Consider the following 16,201-nt stretch of genomic DNA (forward strand, 5'->3'; position numbering starts at 1 on the left):
AGAGATATTGTCCATGCCCACTATCGACTGCTGTAGCCAACCGGGCCTGATGCCCATCGAAAGCGCCCGCGAAAAACTTCTTGAGGCACTGAGCCCAATCAGTGGCACTGAGACTTTGCCCCTGGCACAAGCCGCCGGTCGAGTATTGGCTGAGGATGTTATCTCCACAGTAAACCTACCGCCATGCGACAACTCCGCAATGGACGGTTACGCCCTGCGCTTTGAAGACCTGGCCAGTGGCTTGCCACTGGAACTGATCGGCAAATCTTTTGCCGGTGCACCATTTGACGGTGTGGTGAACCCCGGCACCTGCGTGCGCATTATGACAGGAGCCGCAGTACCGGCCGGTGCAGATACGGTAGTGATGCAGGAAAATGTCGATGCCCAGGGGGAGTCGATACGAATAAATTGTGAAGTTCGCGCTGGCGACCATGTTCGCCGCTGCGGTGAAGATGTGGCTGAAGGAGCTAGCCTGCTCAAGGTCGGAGAGCGTATCAGCGTTCCACATATTGCCCTGCTCGCTGCTGCCGGTGTGGGCACAGTGACTGTAGTGCGCAAACCGGTAATCGCACTTTTCTCCACCGGCGATGAATTGCGCCAGCCTGGCGAAGCCCTGGGTAAGGGCGATATCTACGATAGCAATCGCATTGCCCTGTTATCCGCCCTGGAACAGCTGGACCTGGACGTTTTGGATTTGGGTATATTGCCCGATAACAAACAGGCTATTACCAATGCCTTGCAGCGCGCTTCCGAAGAGGCCGATGCTATTATCACCTCCGGTGGAGTCTCCGTTGGCGAAGCGGATTACACCCGTGAAGTGTTGGAAGAGCTGGGAGAGATCGGCTTCTGGAAAGTGGCGATGAAGCCCGGCAAACCTTTTGCATTTGGTTTCATACAGGGAACGCCCTTCTTCGGCCTACCCGGCAACCCAGTTTCCGCCCTGGTAACTTTCTATCAGCTGGCCGTCCCCGCCCTGAGTGTGATGAAAGGCGATCAGTGGACTGGCCCGCAGACCTTACAGGCAAAACTGTTAAAACCGTTGAATAAAAAGCCCGGCCGTACCGATTTCCAGCGGGGTGTATATCGCAGTGATGAAAACGGGATGTTGGTAGTAGAACCGGTTGGTACCCAGGGGAGCCATATTCTTTCCGGTCTGGCTGCTGCTAACTGCTTTATCGTTTTGGCGCGAGAGAGTGGCAGTGTAGAGGCTGGGGAGCAGGTGGTGATTGAGCCTTTGAGAGTGCCGTTGGGGTAGGGTTTTTTATAGCTGCTTTCGTATTGGCTATGGGCTCGTATAAGTTATATCCAAATTAATTTGATTGAAGTTAATAAAGGCGGGGAGGGTTTGCTTCGCCCTTTGGGGTGCTGCTCTGCGGCAGCTTTGCTGCCTCCGAGTCGAACCTGAGTTCGAACAAAACCCTGGGAGTTAGCCATATACAAAAAAGCCCGCTTATGCGGGCTTTTTTGTATATGGCCCGCCCGAGAGGATTCGAACCTCTGACCTTCGCCTCCGGAGGGCGACGCTCTATCCAGCTGAGCTACGGGCGGTTTAATTGGCTATCTGTGCCAATGGGAGGCGGATTATACAGAAGCTGGGGGGTGGGTTAAAGGACATTCTGTTGGCTTATATAGTCTTTGGCAGGTGGCGGCGCAGTGCTTATAATGCGCGGCGTAGGAGTTTGCGACGATATTTTGAACGTTTGTGGGCCAACTCACTTCGGTCCTTTTGGGGGAATATGATGAAGCGTATTTTGGGTATTGTGGCGGCATTGGCCGTCAGTGCGGCTACGGCAGTGGCCCAGCAGTCTGTTGATGAAGAAATCGCAGAGCGAATTGCTCCGGCAGGTGAAACCTGCATGAAAGGTGAAGAGTGCGCAGCAGCAGTAGCGGCAGCTCCTGAGGGCGCTAGCGGCGGCGCTGCTCGCAGTGGTCAGGATATCTACAACGCAAGCTGCCAGACCTGTCACGCAATGGGTGTTGCAGGTGCGCCAAAATTTGGTGATGCCGCAGCTTGGGCGCCCCGTATTGCCAAGGGCATGGACACTCTTTATAACAATGCCATTAACGGTATCAATGCCATGCCGGCCAAAGGCCTGTGTATGGACTGTAGCGATGACGAGATCAAAGCTGCTGTGAATTACATGGTGGATAACAGCAAGTAAGCTGTTTCACTATTGGAAAAAGGCCGCTCATTGAGCGGCCTTTTTTGTTTCTCTTCGGTAAAAGTACATTTTCAATCAATTGATTATACGGTTTGGGATTTTAATTAATTCCAGAATTTTTCTTTTGTATTGAGTGTCATGCAAGGGCAAATTACTTTTCTGCCTAAACTGACTATATGTAAAACTTTTTACTGAATATCTTCTAATCAAATACGTAATAAGCCGTAATCAGGCATTACATCCCTCCTACTTTGAAAATTCTGTATTATCCGCGCTTGCTCGAAAAATAGATTTATATGACAACACAAGGATATTGGGCATGAAGTTGGGGAAGCTTCTTTCATTTATCATTATTTCATCTTTTTTGACTGCCTGTGGTGGAGGTGGGGGAAGTGGTGACTCAGACACTAAGACTGAAGTCTCCGACACGACACCTGATGCATTCTCCTTTGTAGATGTTGCTAATGCTAAAACAAATACGCTTGTTGTTTCAGAGGCGATCGTTGTTGAGGGTATTAATAGCGAAACTTCAATTGAAATAGAGGGCGGGGAGTATTCAATTAATAATGGAGGGTTTACGGCTGCAGCAGGAAAAATCTCCCCTGAAGATGAATTTCGGGTTCGTATTTTATCATCGTCTGATTTGAGCGCAGAGACGTCCGCAGAGCTAACAATAGGTGGTGTCAGTGATAGTTTTGAGGTCACTACCCGAGCGGATGAGGTTGCCCCTAGTGCAAAAATTGAATTTCCAAAATTACAAGATACATGGGTATATGAGCCATTATTAATAATTCGTGGAACTGCTACAGATAATCGGGGTATTGAGGCTGTATATGTAAATGGAGTACTTGCGGAAACATCTGATGACTTTCAAAATTGGCAATTACCAGTATCTATCACTGAAAAAAATACAGAATTTTCAGTGACAGTAGTTGATGTTGATGGCAATGAAACAGAGTTGGACTCTCTAGTTGTTAATGCACATCAGGGGAATTCTCAGCGAGCATTTCGTGCTTTATCTATTGATATAAACGGTGGCAATTTATTCGCAGGGCCAAGGCTTACCAAAATAGATAACACTGAATTTGAATTTGAATTGTATCCTAATTTAGATTTGGTGATTACTCACTTGGTATTTGATCCGGAGAGGGGGAGATTATATGGAATGGCTAACGATAATTTAGTTGAATTTTCCCCGCAGACTGGAGAGGTAGTGCAACAGTTTGATGCTGGAGGACCCTCTACATATGCTCTTGATGTTGATCAGCAATCTGGAAAGCTTTACTGGGCAGATGGTCGTATAAACTCGTTTGATCCAAGTACAGGAATTTCAGAAACTGTATCTAGCTTCGACAGAGGTACTGGCCCTGATTTAAACCCTGATGCATTGGTTGTGGTAAGTGATCAGGCAATTTATGCAGTTTCGGGTTCTGACTTAATTCAAGTAAATGAGGATACTGGAAACCGTACGGTGATTGCAGACTTGTACGAGTCTGATGAGAAGATCACGGAGATTATAACGGTTGACTCCGATCCTAGAGAATCAAGATTGTACCTAATAGCTAAGTCAGAACTATCTTCTGAGGGAGCTGAAAATCTATATAGCTTTGATTTATCTCGCCAGGAAATCGAGAAAGTTTTTGACCTAGTAGAAGCAGAAGATGTTTCCGCAGATTTCCTATTTTCTAGCTTGCAAGTTGATCAAGATAATGGTTTTGCATATGTGCTATCCCATAGTTCTAGCCATTTGTATCGTATTGACTTAGAGGAAAAGTCACTTGAGCAAGTGTCTTCTGGATTTCGTGGCCAGGGACCAGCTATTTCGGGTAGTAGTGTTGATAAAAATATTAAATACGATACAAATTTAAACCGCTTGGTTGTTCTTGCCTCTTCGGTTTGGTCTGATTTTGGTGGGAAATTACTTTCTATTGATGTTGATAGTGGAGATCGAGAAATACTTTCTGGGCCGAACACGGGGTCTGGTCCTGAATTTTCTAACTTGAGGGATATATCTATCACAGATGGTGGCAGAATTTTTGTGGCTGATTACGGCGATGATTCGTTCAAAGAAGTTGATGCTACAACTGGGGATAGAAAAATTTTTATTAGTTCAGACGTTGGATGTTGCAATGTAATTGAGTTATCAAATGCGATTGATGTTGATCCTGCAGGCGTAACGGCTGTCGTTATTAATGATATGGATTATTTGCTCAAAGTTGATGTTAATACTGGCACAAAATCTATCTTATCTAGTGAATTTCTGGGTGCAGGTTCTGGTCCTGGTTGGAATGGGCTAGGTGATATTGAAACAGATTTTGAAGCGGGAATTGTTTATGCTTTAGGATACCAAACTGGAGCAATTACAACTTTATATGGAGTTGACTTAAGTACAGGTGATAGGGAAATTCTAACCAGTGAGGATCAGTGGTCAGATGTTCCATCTATCAATCGTATTTTCTTAGATAAAGACACAGAGCGGTTATTGCTTATCCCTAGAGATGAATATTCGGGGTATTTTGAATTTAACTTGAGCACTAAGCAGCTAGTGAAGAAGCCATATGCCGGAACTGATGCATCGATTAGGATATTAGGTTTCGCTAAGTATGAAGACCGTTTGTTTGGAATAACAACTATTCCGAATAGTGTAGTGGAAATCGATGAACAAACGGGCTCAATGGTGATTATTTCCCAATAGTACTTTGAGCCATCGAAATTGAGGCTGCATTTGCAGCCTCAATCAAACATACTCAGCAAAGACCCTAAAGTTTCCTCTCCCTTCGCCTGATTCTGCTCCGGCGTCGCCTTACCAAATCCTTCCAACAACACATCTTCTTCCGGCAATTCGTCAATAAAGCGGCTGGGTGTTGTGTCCTGGGTTTCGCCGAACTGTTTGCGCTTGCCTGCCAAAGTCATGGTGAGGGTGCGCTGGGCGCGAGTGATACCCACGTAGGTGAGGCGGCGCTCCTCTTCGATGTTGTCGTCTTCAATACTGTTGCGGTGGGGAAGTAAGTTCTCTTCCATACCGATCATAAACACGTGGGGGAACTCCAGGCCCTTGGCGGCGTGCAGGGTCATAAGGCTGACCTTATCGGTGGCTTCCTCTTCTTCCTGGCGCTCCAGCATGTCCCGCAGGATCAGTTTGGAGATGGCCTGTTCCAGGCGGATATCCTGCTCCAACTCATCGTCCGTGCCCTCCATAATCTTGTTGAGGCTCTCCAGCAGCCAATACACATTTTCCATGCGCTTCTCGGCCACCTTCTCGCTGCTGGCGTTTTGCGAGAGCCAACCGGCGTAGTCGATATCTTCCAGCATTTCACGCAGGGCACCATTGGCGGTGGTATCGCGACAGTTGCGCTGTACCCCTTCGAGCCACAGGGCGAAGCGATTCAGGCGCTCGTAACCCTGCTCGTTGATATGCTCCTTAAAGCCCAGTTCCGAGCAGGCTTTGAACATGGAAATCTCGCGGCCCTTGGCGTAGTTGCCCAAGGCTTCCAGGCTGCTGGTACCTATTTGGCGACGCGGGGTATTGATAATGCGCAGGAATGCGTTGTCATCATCCGGATTCACCAACAGGCGCAGGTAGGCCATCACATCCTTGATTTCGGCGCGGGCGAAGAAGGAAGTACCGCCGGACATCTGGTAGGGAACCTGGTGCTCCTGCAATTTCATTTCGATCAGGCGCGCTTGGTGGTTGCCGCGATAGAGCACGGCAAAATCCATAAATTTGCAGCCGCGACGGCTCTTTTGTAGGAAAACCTCGTTGGCGACTCGTTCTGCTTCTTCAGTTTCATTAGCCACCTTGAGCACGCGGATCTCCTCACCCAGACCGCGATCGGACCACAATGCTTTGTCGAATTCGTGAGGATTGTGGGCGATCAGGTGGTTGGCCACTTTGAGGATGCGGCTGGTGGAGCGGTAGTTTTGCTCCAGTTTGATCAGGCGAAGGTTGGGGAAGTCGGTCTTCAGCGCACTCATATTTTCCGGGCGCGCGCCGCGCCAGGCGTAGATAGACTGGTCATCGTCTCCCACCACTGTGAGGCCACCGCGCCCGCCCACCAGCAGCTTTACCAGCAGATACTGGGAGTTGTTGGTGTCCTGATATTCGTCCACCAGTAGGTAGCGAATCTTTTTGCGCCAGCGTTGCAGTAACTCTGGATCTTTGTCGAACAGCTGTACCGGCAGCAGGATCAGGTCGTCGAAGTCGACGGCATTGTAGGCCTTGAGGGCTTCACAGTAGCGATCGTAGGCAACCGCGATGGCCTGTTCACCGGGGCTCTGTGCCTGCTCGAGGGCACGGCGCGGGGTGAGCATATCGTTCTTCCAGTTGGAGATCTGGTTTTGTACCCGATCCAACAGGTCTGTATCCAGGTCGCCATCCCTGAGCATCAGCTCCTTGATCAGGGCGCGGGCGTCTTCCGCATCGAAGATGGAGAAGCCGGGCTTAAAGCCGGCGGCGCGGTATTCCTTACGCAGGATATTCAACCCAAGGTTGTGAAAGGTGGATACGGTGAGACCGTGACTTGCCTTGGAGCGCTTGCCATCCGGGCCCGCCAGCAGTTTGCTGACCCGCTCTTTCATCTCCCGTGCCGCCTTGTTGGTGAAGGTGAGGGCGGCGATATTGCGCGCGGCGTAGCCACATTGCTCGATCAGGTAGGCGATCTTGCGGGTAATTACGCTGGTTTTGCCGGAGCCGGCACCGGCCAGTACCAGGCAAGGGCCATCGACATACTTCACGGCTTCGGATTGGCGGGGATTGAGCTGGGTCATAGATGGGGCTGCATCTTCGCGTCGCGGAAAAGCGGGAGATTCTAGCAGTCTTGGCTCGAATCATCCCAGTACCAGTGCGAACCACCGGCCACACGTATACTTTGCCATTGGGATTGGCTATAACTGCGCCTTATTCCCTGCTTGTGTAACCCCATGCAACAACCCATCGCCGGCTACCACCTGGATGAAGAGAATCACTGGGTGGCGGAGCTCGCCTGTGGCCACTTCCAACATGTACGCCACAACCCTCCCTGGACCAACCGGCCCTGGGTGATCACTGAACAAGGGCGCGAGTCCATGCTGGGATTCCAGCTCAATTGCAAGAAATGCGATGAGGGTGCACCGCCCGATACGCTCGAAAAGGTTGTATAGCCATGACAAAACTCTGGGTCGATGCCGACGCCTGCCCGGTTGCCATCAAAGAAATCCTGTTTCGCGCCGCTGAGCGCACAGCCACAGAACTGACACTGGTTGCTAACCAAGCGGTGCGGGTGCCGCCGTCGCGTTATATTCGCTCCGTGCAAGTGACAGCCGGTTTTGATGTGGCGGATAACGAGATTGTACAGCGCTGTGAGGCGGGGGATCTGGTTATTACCAGCGATATCCCCCTGGCGGCAGAGGTGATCGACAAGGGTGCTGAAGCCCTTAACCCCCGTGGGGAGCGCTATACCAAAGCCAATATCCGCGCGCGTCTGAATATGCGGGACTTTATGGATACCCTGCGCTCCAGCGGTGTGCATACCGGCGGACCACCGGCCCTTAGCCAGGCCGACCGCAAAGATTTTGCCGATCAGTTAGATAGATGGCTGGCAAAGAGTCGCAAGTAACTTTAAGGAGAATTGCCGTGGAGAACTTGAGACTGAAGCCAATGGAAGAGTGGCAATTCCCAACATTGATGTCCTGGCTACCTGATAGGGAGCAGTGCCAACAGTGGGGTGGTCCTGATTTCAGGTTTCCCTTCGAGGGGAGGTCCTTCTTGGAGGATTGTCGCTGGCCGGAGTTGCCCAGCTACGCGCTTCAGGATAGCAGCGGTGACGTGCTGGCTTTTGGGCAGTATTACCAACACCTGGGCCGCTGCCACCTAAGTCGCTTAATTGTCTCGCCTAATCATCGCGGAGCCGGATTAGGGCGTTCGCTGGTAGTACAGCTTGCGCAAACAGGAGCCAGAGCCCTGGATGCAATCGAGTGCTCTTTATTTGTCCTGCGTACTAATCTAGCGGCACGGACTCTCTACCAGAAATTGGGCTTTGAGGAAGCGGCTTACCCAGGGCAGCGAAAATGGCTGGATCAGTGCGATTTTATGGTCGCACCGTCTGTAGATTTTCAGCAGAAACAAAATATTGAATAGCGCGAATATTCCATGCCTGAATTAATACAACCTATGACAGAGCGCTTACAGCTGCGCCAGTGGCGAGCGGAAGATAAGCCTGTACTTGCGGAAATGAATGCCGACCCCAGGGTGATGGAGTTCTTCCCCGCATTGCTGACGCGACAGCAGAGCGACGCCGGTGTGGATCGCAGTATTGCGCATATTGAGAAATACGGCTGGGGCTTTTGGGCCTTGGAGCTGAGAGAGACTAAAGAGCTTCTTGGATTTGTCGGCATGAAAAATGTGACCGAAGATTTGCCCTTCACTCCAGCGGTAGAGATTGGCTGGCGCTTGGCCTTTCCCTACTGGGGAAAAGGCTATGCCACGGAAGCCGCACAAGCCTCTTTGGATGTAGCTTTTAATGTCCTGAATCTCAGCGAAGTCGTTTCCTTTACTGCACTGCAAAACCTTCGTTCCCAGCGGGTGATGGAGCGGCTGGGTATGCGGCGGGATTCTCTCGTCTTTGAACATCCACTGGTCCCCAGCGAAAGCCATCTGCAGCGGCACTGCCTTTATCGCTTAAGTGCTGATGATTGGAAAAAATCTTGATGTGATTAGCTTCAGTTAGCTCGGGAACCATTACTTTTTCTTGGGTTCGGAGAGGGGGTGAATATGAGGTTCACCCCCTCTTCAACAATAACCAAGCAAATATAGCCCCACCATTAATTTCAGGTGAGGGCAGGGAGTTCTCGCTATGGGTTGTCTTAAATCGGCCTTTATAACGGCAACTGGTTTTCTGCTAGCGACTTTGCATACCGGCGTGTCCGCCGAACCTTTACTTAAAGTTAGTAAACGCCCTGATGGATCAACGCTTTACTGGTCTTTAGAGCAACCATCGGCTAACGGGAAATATGGCTTGTTTCTGATAGCCCAGGGATCTGGCTGCCTGCCAGCTGTTAAAAATACTACTATCCAACAGGCTAAAGAGTTAGTGGCAGGATATGCTGTTTTATTGGTAGAAAAATATAGTGTAACTCACTCTGACAGCCCGGAAGAGCAATTTAAAGATTGTTCAAAAGAGTATGTAGCTAACCATACCGTTGAGCAGCGTGCGGTAGATGTAGAGCAGATTGTCGACGAACTGCGCGGGGCTGATTGGTGGAATGGCAAGCTGGTCTTGTTCGGCGGTTCCGAGGGTGGTGATCTTGTTGCACGACTGGCGCCGAGGCTAAATCCCGATGCGGCAGTGGTCTTTTCAAGTGGATTGGGGGAATCCTTTGCTCAAGTGCTAAAGAGTTTGGTTCCGCCCCACGTAGCTAAAGAGGTAGATGCCAAACTCGCCTATGCCCGAGCTAACCCAGAAAGCGCGGAAGTCTGGGGTGGAAACTCTATGCGTTGGTGGGCCGATGTCGTCGATCGGGTACCAGTTAACGATTTATTGAACAGCCATGCCCCCGTATTATTGATCCAGGGTACAGAAGATAAATCTGCCCCGGTCAGTTCCGGCCGAGCAGCACAAGATGCCTATGCATCAGCCGGACGTTGTGAGCTGACTTATTGGGAGTACCCCGGTTACGATCACTATATGACGGATAAGGATGGTGTAAATCACCGGGGAGAAGTTTTTGAAAGAATTTCTGGATGGATCAAAAAGACTGCACTAAATGGAGCTCCCGGGTGTATCTCTGATGCCGGTAAAAGTTGAGACTGATCAATGAATATAAGAATCCAATTAGCCGCAATAGTGATGGCCGCTTATTCCAGTTTTTCGGCAGCGGAAAACTATGCTGTCTTACCACAACTGGAAACCTACAAGGTACCAGAATCCTGGCGTCAGCCGGTAGCGCCTCTAAAGATTGCAGGTAACACGTGGCAAATAGGTACCGAGGGAATTACCTCACTGTTATTAAAAGGCAAAGAGGGATCGATTCTAATTGATGGTGGCATGGAGCAGACGGCTGAGCATTTATTGGAGAATATGCGCAGGTTGGGAGTCGCCCCCTCGGATCTCAAGTTAATTTTGCACAGTCAGGCCCATGCAGACCATGTAGGTTCCTTAGCCGAGCTAAAACGCGTAACTGGTGCACAGGTAGTAACCAATGCCGAGTCAGCGGTGTTAATGGCTCGCGGTGGTGCCAATGATATTCATTTTGCCGACGAACTTTTATATCCGCCAATAAAGGCGGATCGTATCCTGCACGATGGCGAGCAAGTGGTTCTAGGGGATTTGCGTCTACGCGTACATTTTATCCCAGGCCATACACCAGGCAGTATGGCCTGGACCTGGGAAGACAAAGTTGATGGTAAAACTAAAGATATAGCTTATGTGGATAGCCTTACAGCGCCCGGTTATCAACTGATTGATAACCGCCGCTATCCCAATATCTTAGAGGACTTCCGCACAAGCTTTGCCCGTGTGCGGGATTTACCTTGTGATTTACTACTTACCCCTCATGCACCTGCCAGCGGTTGGGAGTTTAAAAACAAAGCTATACAGAAAAAATCAGTAAGCTGTCATCAATATGCAGAGAAAGCGAAAGAAAAATTAAGTGAAAAGCTGGAAGCTGAGAAAGATCCAGCTGACTAGATATTTGCGCTACAAAACATGGCTCGGCATATTAATGCCGGGCCAAAAATTGATGCACCTTTGGCACAAGATAGAAATACATTAGTGGGACCAGAATAACGGTCATTATTAGCGCTTTTAAACCAATTGCAATTTGCAATTCCAGTGCCTGCATCCCTAGAAGTAATAGAGTAACAATAGGGTAAACCAATGCCCAGATGCACAGAGCATGTAGTATCGGTTTCTTCATTTGTTCAATTCCTCCATAAATTTAGAAATTGTCTTAAAATATCCGGGCAAGATTTTCTGTAGAAATTTTTTTCCATTCTCAGTAAGTGCTACACATTTTGCCCTGCCATCGCTGGAGTCTGCTTCCATAACGATGAGCTCATCTTCCACCATGCTTTTCAGGGTTCGTGTCATTACCGGGCGAGAAACATCGATACGCTCTGCGATTTCTGAAGCCAGCAAACTATCTCTTTGAGGCTCCCGGTCGATAACGATCATTACCAGGAAGCGCAGCTGGGAGGTTCCGTGTTCAGAAAAATATCCCTCCAGCTCCCGCAATAGCAGACTCGCATCCCGCATCATGGTAAGGGCGCCCTGAACGGCAGCGGGATCTTTTACAGAAAATCGTTTGGAATATCCCTCAACCATCTGTTGTGAGGGAAGTTCTTTGAGAAAAAACATAAGGGTATTAAGCTAACCTCTCCAGCTTATTGATCTCCACAGGCTCTTTTAGCCACTCTTTATAGGCTTCGAATATCGGAGCGATATAGGGCATAGCGTAATGCTTGTCTAAGTCTTCCTGACTGCGCCACTCCTCGTATAAAAACAGGTTTTCCCTATCCTCGTGCACAGAAAACTGCAGGCAGCCCTCTTCCTCCAATGTATTAGCCACTATGGACAGGATGGCCTGTTTGGCTTGCATGAAGAATTCAGCCTTGGGGGAAATCTTGGCAATAATGAATAGATGCTTGTTCATACATAGTGCCTTTATATAGCGATGGTTATCATGATAACTACATGGGTGGTTATGTCAACTGATCGCCATGTCAATAATTGCAATGATTAATGGGAATGAATACAGGCCTATTTTAAGTGGGCTGGGTTTATAAAATACTGAAATCACTAGGGGGAGAAATAGCAAGAAAAATCAAAAATACAGTAAAGCCTCACTGTAGGATGAAGGTTAATTGTTCATGTACATGCAATCGGACGAAAAGTTGTCGACAAGTTGAGTTGCAACAATTTGTCGAATAATGATCGAAGCTTTTACTGGGTGAGGATAAATATGCCTTTATGGATGAATCGAACTGCAAGAGATACTCGCAGAATTATAGAAAGAGTTATCTTAGCAGCAAGAGCTCGGGGTTGTATTAGAGTTGTTGAGTTTTCACAATCCCCTGGAAGTAAAATTCACACTGTACTCACTAAAAGGGGAGTTGGAGATGGTATATGTATAGCACTAGCACTTTATTGGCTTGAGGGGCAAATTAAAAACAGGGGCTATCTAGACCCTATGGTCGGGCAGAATAAGAGAGTTATTGCTGATGCTCTTTCGCCGGCAATAGAATTATTTAATGCCACAAAAGCTGCGAATACTCAGATGAAGGATGCCCATTTGTGGATGAATACTCACGGTTTCGTAGGAAATATGCCCCGTAAAGAATATGTCAATAGACTTAGAAATTGGGTTGGTGATTACTGCTGTCAGGGGCCAGATATAAATCAATTTCGAATAATTTCCACTCGAAGTTTTCATTCGCATACTATGGCCTTGGATCTTGAAAGTTTGATATTTTTTGATCCAAATATTGGGACTTTCCAATTTAATTATCTGGCGCACCTGAGGAATTTTTTAAGCGATGTGATCTTTCCTTATGGGGTTGGGGGACGTGAACAAGGTGCACAATATTTGGGGCGTAAAGTGCTCCATGTTTTGGAAATGGGGTCTTATAGTCGGGATCCTAATTTAAATTACTTCATGAGCTGATATTGAGTATCCACCTCAGTTTACGAATAAAGGTATCGAGACCGGTATAGATTCCTCGGGATGTGTAAGTGTTCATATAGGCAAGTTATGCCGTAGCCGTTTGGCGCCTGTCCAGATTGCGATACGCCAAAGCTTCAGCAATTTGAGTTGTGCTTATACGTTCAGAATTAGCAAGGTCTGCCAAGGTTCGGGCTACTTTAAGGACCCGATGGTAACTACGCGCGGATAGCCCCAGTTTTTCCACCGACTGTCGTAAGAGGTGCTTTTCCTTTTCCCCCAAGGCACAGTGCTTTTCCAGCTCTGCGCCTTTTAACAGGTTATTTGTCTTACCTTGCCGCTGTATTTGTTGCTGGCGTGCGGCACAAACTCTCTCTCTCACGGTATCGGAAGTTTCTCCGGGAGCTGAATCCTGTAATTGCACAGCATTCATAGCGCCCACCTCTACCTGCATGTCGATACGATCTAGCAACGGGCCTGAAAGCTTGTTGCGGTATCGATCTATCTGGTCTGGGGTACAGCGACAGCGGGGCTCGCCTAAATACCCACAAGGGCAGGGGTTCATAGCCCCAACCAGCTGAAAGTGGGCGGGGTAGGTGACTTGGGCTCGGGCGCGGGAGATTCGCACTTCACCATTCTCCAGGGGTTCCCGCAGTATCTCCAGAGCGTGCCTGGGAAATTCGGGCATTTCATCGAGAAAAAGGACTCCCCGGTGCGCGAGGGATATCTCACCGGGCCTTGGGGTGCTGCCACCACCGACCAGCGCTGTTGGTGAGGCGCTGTGGTGCGGGGCCCTGAAAGGGCGCAGGCTCTGGTGAGGTAGGCCTGCGCTGGAGTAAACGCTCGCTACCTCTAGTGACTCTTCAGTTGTCAGCGGGGGCAATATACCCGGCAGGCGGCTGGCCAACATGGTTTTGCCGGTGCCGGGAGGACCGTAAAAAAGCAGATTGTGGCTCCCGGCTGCTGCCACTTCGAGAGCGCGGCGGGCTTTTAGTTGGCCGCGCACATCGGCCAAGTCTGCGCAAAGGTGCTCTTCGGCAATAGGCTCTACAACAGCTTTAGGCATAGATTCACGTCCATGAAGTTCGGCGCAAACCTGCAGCAGGGAGTTGGCAATGCTGACTTCGCCGGTTGCCAGCGCGGCTTCCGCACCGTTCTCGGTAGGCACAACGAGTTTACGGTCTTCATTGGTGCAGGCTACGGCTGCCGGTAAGCTACCACTTACTTCCCGCAAGGCGCCAGTGAGTGCTAGCTCGCCAATAAATTCATAACGTTCCAGAGTTTCGGTGGGAACCTGTCCCGAGGCGCTGAGAATGCCGATGGCGATGGCCAGATCGTAGCGGCCACCTTCCTTGGGTAAGTCGGCGGGGGCGAGGTTGACGGTAATACGGCGCTGGGGGAAGTCGAAATGACTATTGATTAGGGCGCTGCGGACACGGTCGCGGCTCTCCCGCACCGCCGCTTCCGGTAAACCCACAATATGAAAAGCAGGGAGGCCATTTGCCAGGTGGGTTTCTACGGTAACCAGAGGTGCAGAGACCCCGAGCTGAGCTCGGGAGTAGGTGACTGAGAGGCTCACGATTTCATCCTTGAAGTGGCTCCCTGGGCTTAGTCCTTGGCGGCGCTGTCTCTCTGCGCCAGGGCTTGCTCCAGCATTTCGACCTTATCCTCGAGTCGTGCCAGCTTTTCCCGGGTCCGGCGCAGTATCTCCACCTGAGTGTCGAACTCTCGCTGGGAGACCAATGGCAATTTATCCAGTGATACTTCCAGAGCACTGCGCAAGTCACTGGTCACCACGGCGCCCTGTTGTTGTAGCTCTTTCAGCAGCTGTTGCAGTTTATCTGCTGCCACGGGCATTTCCTCGCTAAATAAGATGGATATGAATAGCACGGGATTGTAACCCAGTGCATTTTTTGGAAAAAGCAGCCTAACAGCGCACCGTTCTGAGCGCACCTTAATCTTTACCTCCCCACTTCAGTGCAAAGGAAGAAAGGCAGTTCCATGTTGGTGCAACACTTTGCCTTCGAGTTTCTATTCGTACGAATTTTAATAATTCAGTTACTCCTAACTTATTGATTTTGCTTGTGGTTGCAGTGTTGGCATCAAGTCTGCAAACAATCTGTGCAGGTGTCCCATTAACGATCATTGGGAGTCTGGGAAAGTAGCAGTTCACGAGACGCAAGCGACCCTCTGTCACACCCGACAGTGAAGGACTGATTGCAGGCGGCGCCATAAAAGCACTCGAAAAAACAGCTTCAAAAGCCTTGGAGGATCAAAGTGGAAAATAAAATGTATAAAGTTGCCACTCTCGTCACCGGTGCCGTTCTTGCACTGGGCGCTGCAAATTTATCGATGGCTGCCGAGGGCGGTCCCAGCATTAGTGCCAATGTGGGTCTTGTTTCTGACTATCGATTCCGTGGAATTAGCCAGACTGATGGAGGCCCCGCAGTACAGGGTGGTGTCGATGTTGATTTTGGAAACGGCATTTATATTGGCACCTGGGCATCCCAAGTGGATTTTGATTACGGCTCCGATGAAACCGATTATGAACAGGATTTTTACGGCGGTTATAGCGGAGATATCAATGACAGTGTCAGCTTTGATGTTGGCTACATCTATTACGCCTATCACGGCGGTAATGCCGATGAAGATTATCAGGAAATATACGGCAGCCTGAGTTTTTCAGATTTAACGTTGGGGTTTGCCTATTCCGATGATTATTGGGCGGATACCGGTGAATTTTATTACCCTTATGCGGAATATAGTTTCGCTCTTCCCTCAGATCTTTCTCTCGATCTACATCTGGGATTAAACCTCTTTGAAGAAGAAGGTTTTCTCGATGGATCTGATTCCTATATCGATTACTCCGTTTCCCTCAGTAAAGAATTTGGTGGCTTGAGCCTGAGCGCTTCTTTCGTGGGCACCGATGTTAGCGATAGCGAATGTTACGAGACTGACTGGTGCGAACCTACATTGCTCGCCGGCGCGACTTATACCTGGTAATACAAAAGGGCCTTCGTTAATGCGAGGGCTCGTTTTCTTTAGGGGAATACCATGAAATTAATCACTGCAATCATTAAACCCTTCAAGCTGGATGCTGTGAGAGATGCCCTGCGGGAGTCGGGGGTTAATGGTGTAACGGTCACTGAAGTGAAGGGCTTTGGTCGCCAAAAAGGGCATACGGAATTGTATCGCGGTGCAGAGTATGTGGTGGATTTTCTTCCGAAAACCATGCTGCAAATAGCGGTGGCAGATTCGCAACTGGATGCGGTTATCGAAGCAATTGGTTCCAGCGCGCAGAGTGGCAAGATCGGTGACGGAAAAATATTTGTCGCAGAGCTTGAGCAGGTTGTGCGTATACGTACCGGAGAAACCGGTAATGCAGCAATTTAATTAAAAACCGA

17 protein-coding genes and 1 tRNA gene are annotated in these 16,201 nt (G+C 49.3%); 12 read left to right on the forward strand and 6 right to left on the reverse strand.

Translation table 11 applies throughout. The features are described from left to right. The first annotated feature begins 13 nt into the window (after nucleotides 1-13). Nucleotides 14-1,255, forward strand: coding sequence for a molybdopterin molybdotransferase MoeA (gene moeA, locus QT397_04220; GenBank protein WNZ56579.1), 1,242 nt, complete (start codon nucleotides 14-16; stop codon nucleotides 1,253-1,255). Between the two features lie 216 nt (nucleotides 1,256-1,471). Here moeA and QT397_04225 read toward each other — a convergent pair. After that, nucleotides 1,472-1,548 (reverse strand) — tRNA-Arg (locus QT397_04225). 191 nt (nucleotides 1,549-1,739) lie between these two features. Between QT397_04225 and QT397_04230 the strand changes: the two genes are divergently transcribed. After that, the gene (locus tag QT397_04230) at nucleotides 1,740-2,162 is read left to right on the forward strand and encodes a cytochrome c5 family protein (protein WNZ58492.1); all 423 of its coding nucleotides are present in this window, start codon (nucleotides 1,740-1,742) and stop codon (nucleotides 2,160-2,162) included. Nucleotides 2,163-2,481: 319 nt separating this feature from the next. Further along, the gene (locus QT397_04235; GenBank protein WNZ56580.1) at nucleotides 2,482-4,857 is read left to right on the forward strand and encodes a hypothetical protein; all 2,376 of its coding nucleotides are present in this window, start codon (nucleotides 2,482-2,484) and stop codon (nucleotides 4,855-4,857) included. A gap of 38 nt (nucleotides 4,858-4,895) precedes the next feature. Here QT397_04235 and rep read toward each other — a convergent pair whose 3' ends face one another. Next, nucleotides 4,896-6,929: a DNA helicase Rep gene (gene rep / locus QT397_04240; GenBank protein ID WNZ56581.1), complete on the reverse strand. Its 2,034-nt coding sequence runs from the start codon at nucleotides 6,927-6,929 to the stop codon at nucleotides 4,896-4,898. A 153-nt stretch (nucleotides 6,930-7,082) separates the two neighbouring features. On the opposite strand from rep, the gene QT397_04245 reads away from it, so the two are divergent. From QT397_04245 to bla, 6 genes are all read left to right on the forward strand, one after another. Continuing rightward, nucleotides 7,083-7,301, forward strand: a complete 219-nt coding sequence (locus tag QT397_04245; GenBank protein ID WNZ56582.1) for a DUF3565 domain-containing protein — start codon at nucleotides 7,083-7,085, stop codon at nucleotides 7,299-7,301. A gap of 2 nt (nucleotides 7,302-7,303) precedes the next feature. Then, on the forward strand, nucleotides 7,304-7,756 hold the full coding sequence (locus tag QT397_04250; GenBank protein WNZ56583.1) for a YaiI/YqxD family protein: 453 nt from the start codon (nucleotides 7,304-7,306) through the stop codon (nucleotides 7,754-7,756). 17 nt (nucleotides 7,757-7,773) lie between these two features. After that, nucleotides 7,774-8,277 (forward strand): GNAT family N-acetyltransferase, encoded by a 504-nt coding sequence (locus tag QT397_04255; GenBank protein WNZ56584.1) that lies wholly within the window; start codon nucleotides 7,774-7,776, stop codon nucleotides 8,275-8,277. 12 nt (nucleotides 8,278-8,289) lie between these two features. Then, a complete protein-coding gene (locus QT397_04260) occupies nucleotides 8,290-8,847 on the forward strand; it encodes a GNAT family N-acetyltransferase (protein ID WNZ56585.1) in 558 nt (185 codons plus the stop codon). A 145-nt stretch (nucleotides 8,848-8,992) separates the two neighbouring features. Further along, the gene (locus tag QT397_04265; protein ID WNZ56586.1) at nucleotides 8,993-9,943 is read left to right on the forward strand and encodes a hypothetical protein; all 951 of its coding nucleotides are present in this window, start codon (nucleotides 8,993-8,995) and stop codon (nucleotides 9,941-9,943) included. 9 nt (nucleotides 9,944-9,952) lie between these two features. Continuing rightward, nucleotides 9,953-10,825 (forward strand): subclass B3 metallo-beta-lactamase, encoded by an 873-nt coding sequence (gene bla / locus QT397_04270; GenBank protein WNZ56587.1) that lies wholly within the window; start codon nucleotides 9,953-9,955, stop codon nucleotides 10,823-10,825. Between the two features lie 225 nt (nucleotides 10,826-11,050). On the opposite strand, the gene QT397_04275 is transcribed toward bla, so the two are convergent. Both QT397_04275 and QT397_04280 read right to left on the reverse strand, forming a co-directional pair. Next, a complete protein-coding gene (locus QT397_04275) occupies nucleotides 11,051-11,494 on the reverse strand; it encodes a MarR family transcriptional regulator (GenBank protein WNZ56588.1) in 444 nt (147 codons plus the stop codon). A gap of 7 nt (nucleotides 11,495-11,501) precedes the next feature. After that, nucleotides 11,502-11,789: a putative quinol monooxygenase gene (locus QT397_04280; GenBank protein WNZ56589.1), complete on the reverse strand. Its 288-nt coding sequence runs from the start codon at nucleotides 11,787-11,789 to the stop codon at nucleotides 11,502-11,504. 309 nt (nucleotides 11,790-12,098) lie between these two features. On the opposite strand from QT397_04280, the gene QT397_04285 reads away from it, so the two are divergent. Continuing rightward, on the forward strand, nucleotides 12,099-12,800 hold the full coding sequence (locus tag QT397_04285; GenBank protein ID WNZ56590.1) for a YopT-type cysteine protease domain-containing protein: 702 nt from the start codon (nucleotides 12,099-12,101) through the stop codon (nucleotides 12,798-12,800). Between the two features lie 85 nt (nucleotides 12,801-12,885). Here QT397_04285 and QT397_04290 read toward each other — a convergent pair whose 3' ends face one another. Together QT397_04290 and QT397_04295 are read right to left on the reverse strand one after the other, a co-directional pair. Then, on the reverse strand, nucleotides 12,886-14,376 hold the full coding sequence (locus QT397_04290) for a YifB family Mg chelatase-like AAA ATPase (GenBank protein ID WNZ56591.1): 1,491 nt from the start codon (nucleotides 14,374-14,376) through the stop codon (nucleotides 12,886-12,888). Between the two features lie 29 nt (nucleotides 14,377-14,405). Next, nucleotides 14,406-14,648, reverse strand: a complete 243-nt coding sequence (locus QT397_04295) for an accessory factor UbiK family protein (GenBank protein WNZ56592.1) — start codon at nucleotides 14,646-14,648, stop codon at nucleotides 14,406-14,408. 426 nt (nucleotides 14,649-15,074) lie between these two features. Here QT397_04295 and QT397_04300 point away from each other — a divergent pair, with 426 nt between their 5' ends. Continuing rightward, complete coding sequence (locus QT397_04300) at nucleotides 15,075-15,800, forward strand: TorF family putative porin (protein WNZ56593.1); 726 nt, start codon at nucleotides 15,075-15,077, stop codon at nucleotides 15,798-15,800. A gap of 51 nt (nucleotides 15,801-15,851) precedes the next feature. Further along, entirely contained in the window at nucleotides 15,852-16,190 is a 339-nt protein-coding gene (locus tag QT397_04305) for a P-II family nitrogen regulator (GenBank protein ID WNZ56594.1), read from the forward strand. Nucleotides 16,191-16,201: the final 11 nt, after the last annotated feature.

Origin of the sequence: Microbulbifer sp. MKSA007 (assembly GCA_032615215.1) — a bacterium.
Taxonomy (GTDB): domain Bacteria; phylum Pseudomonadota; class Gammaproteobacteria; order Pseudomonadales; family Cellvibrionaceae; genus Microbulbifer.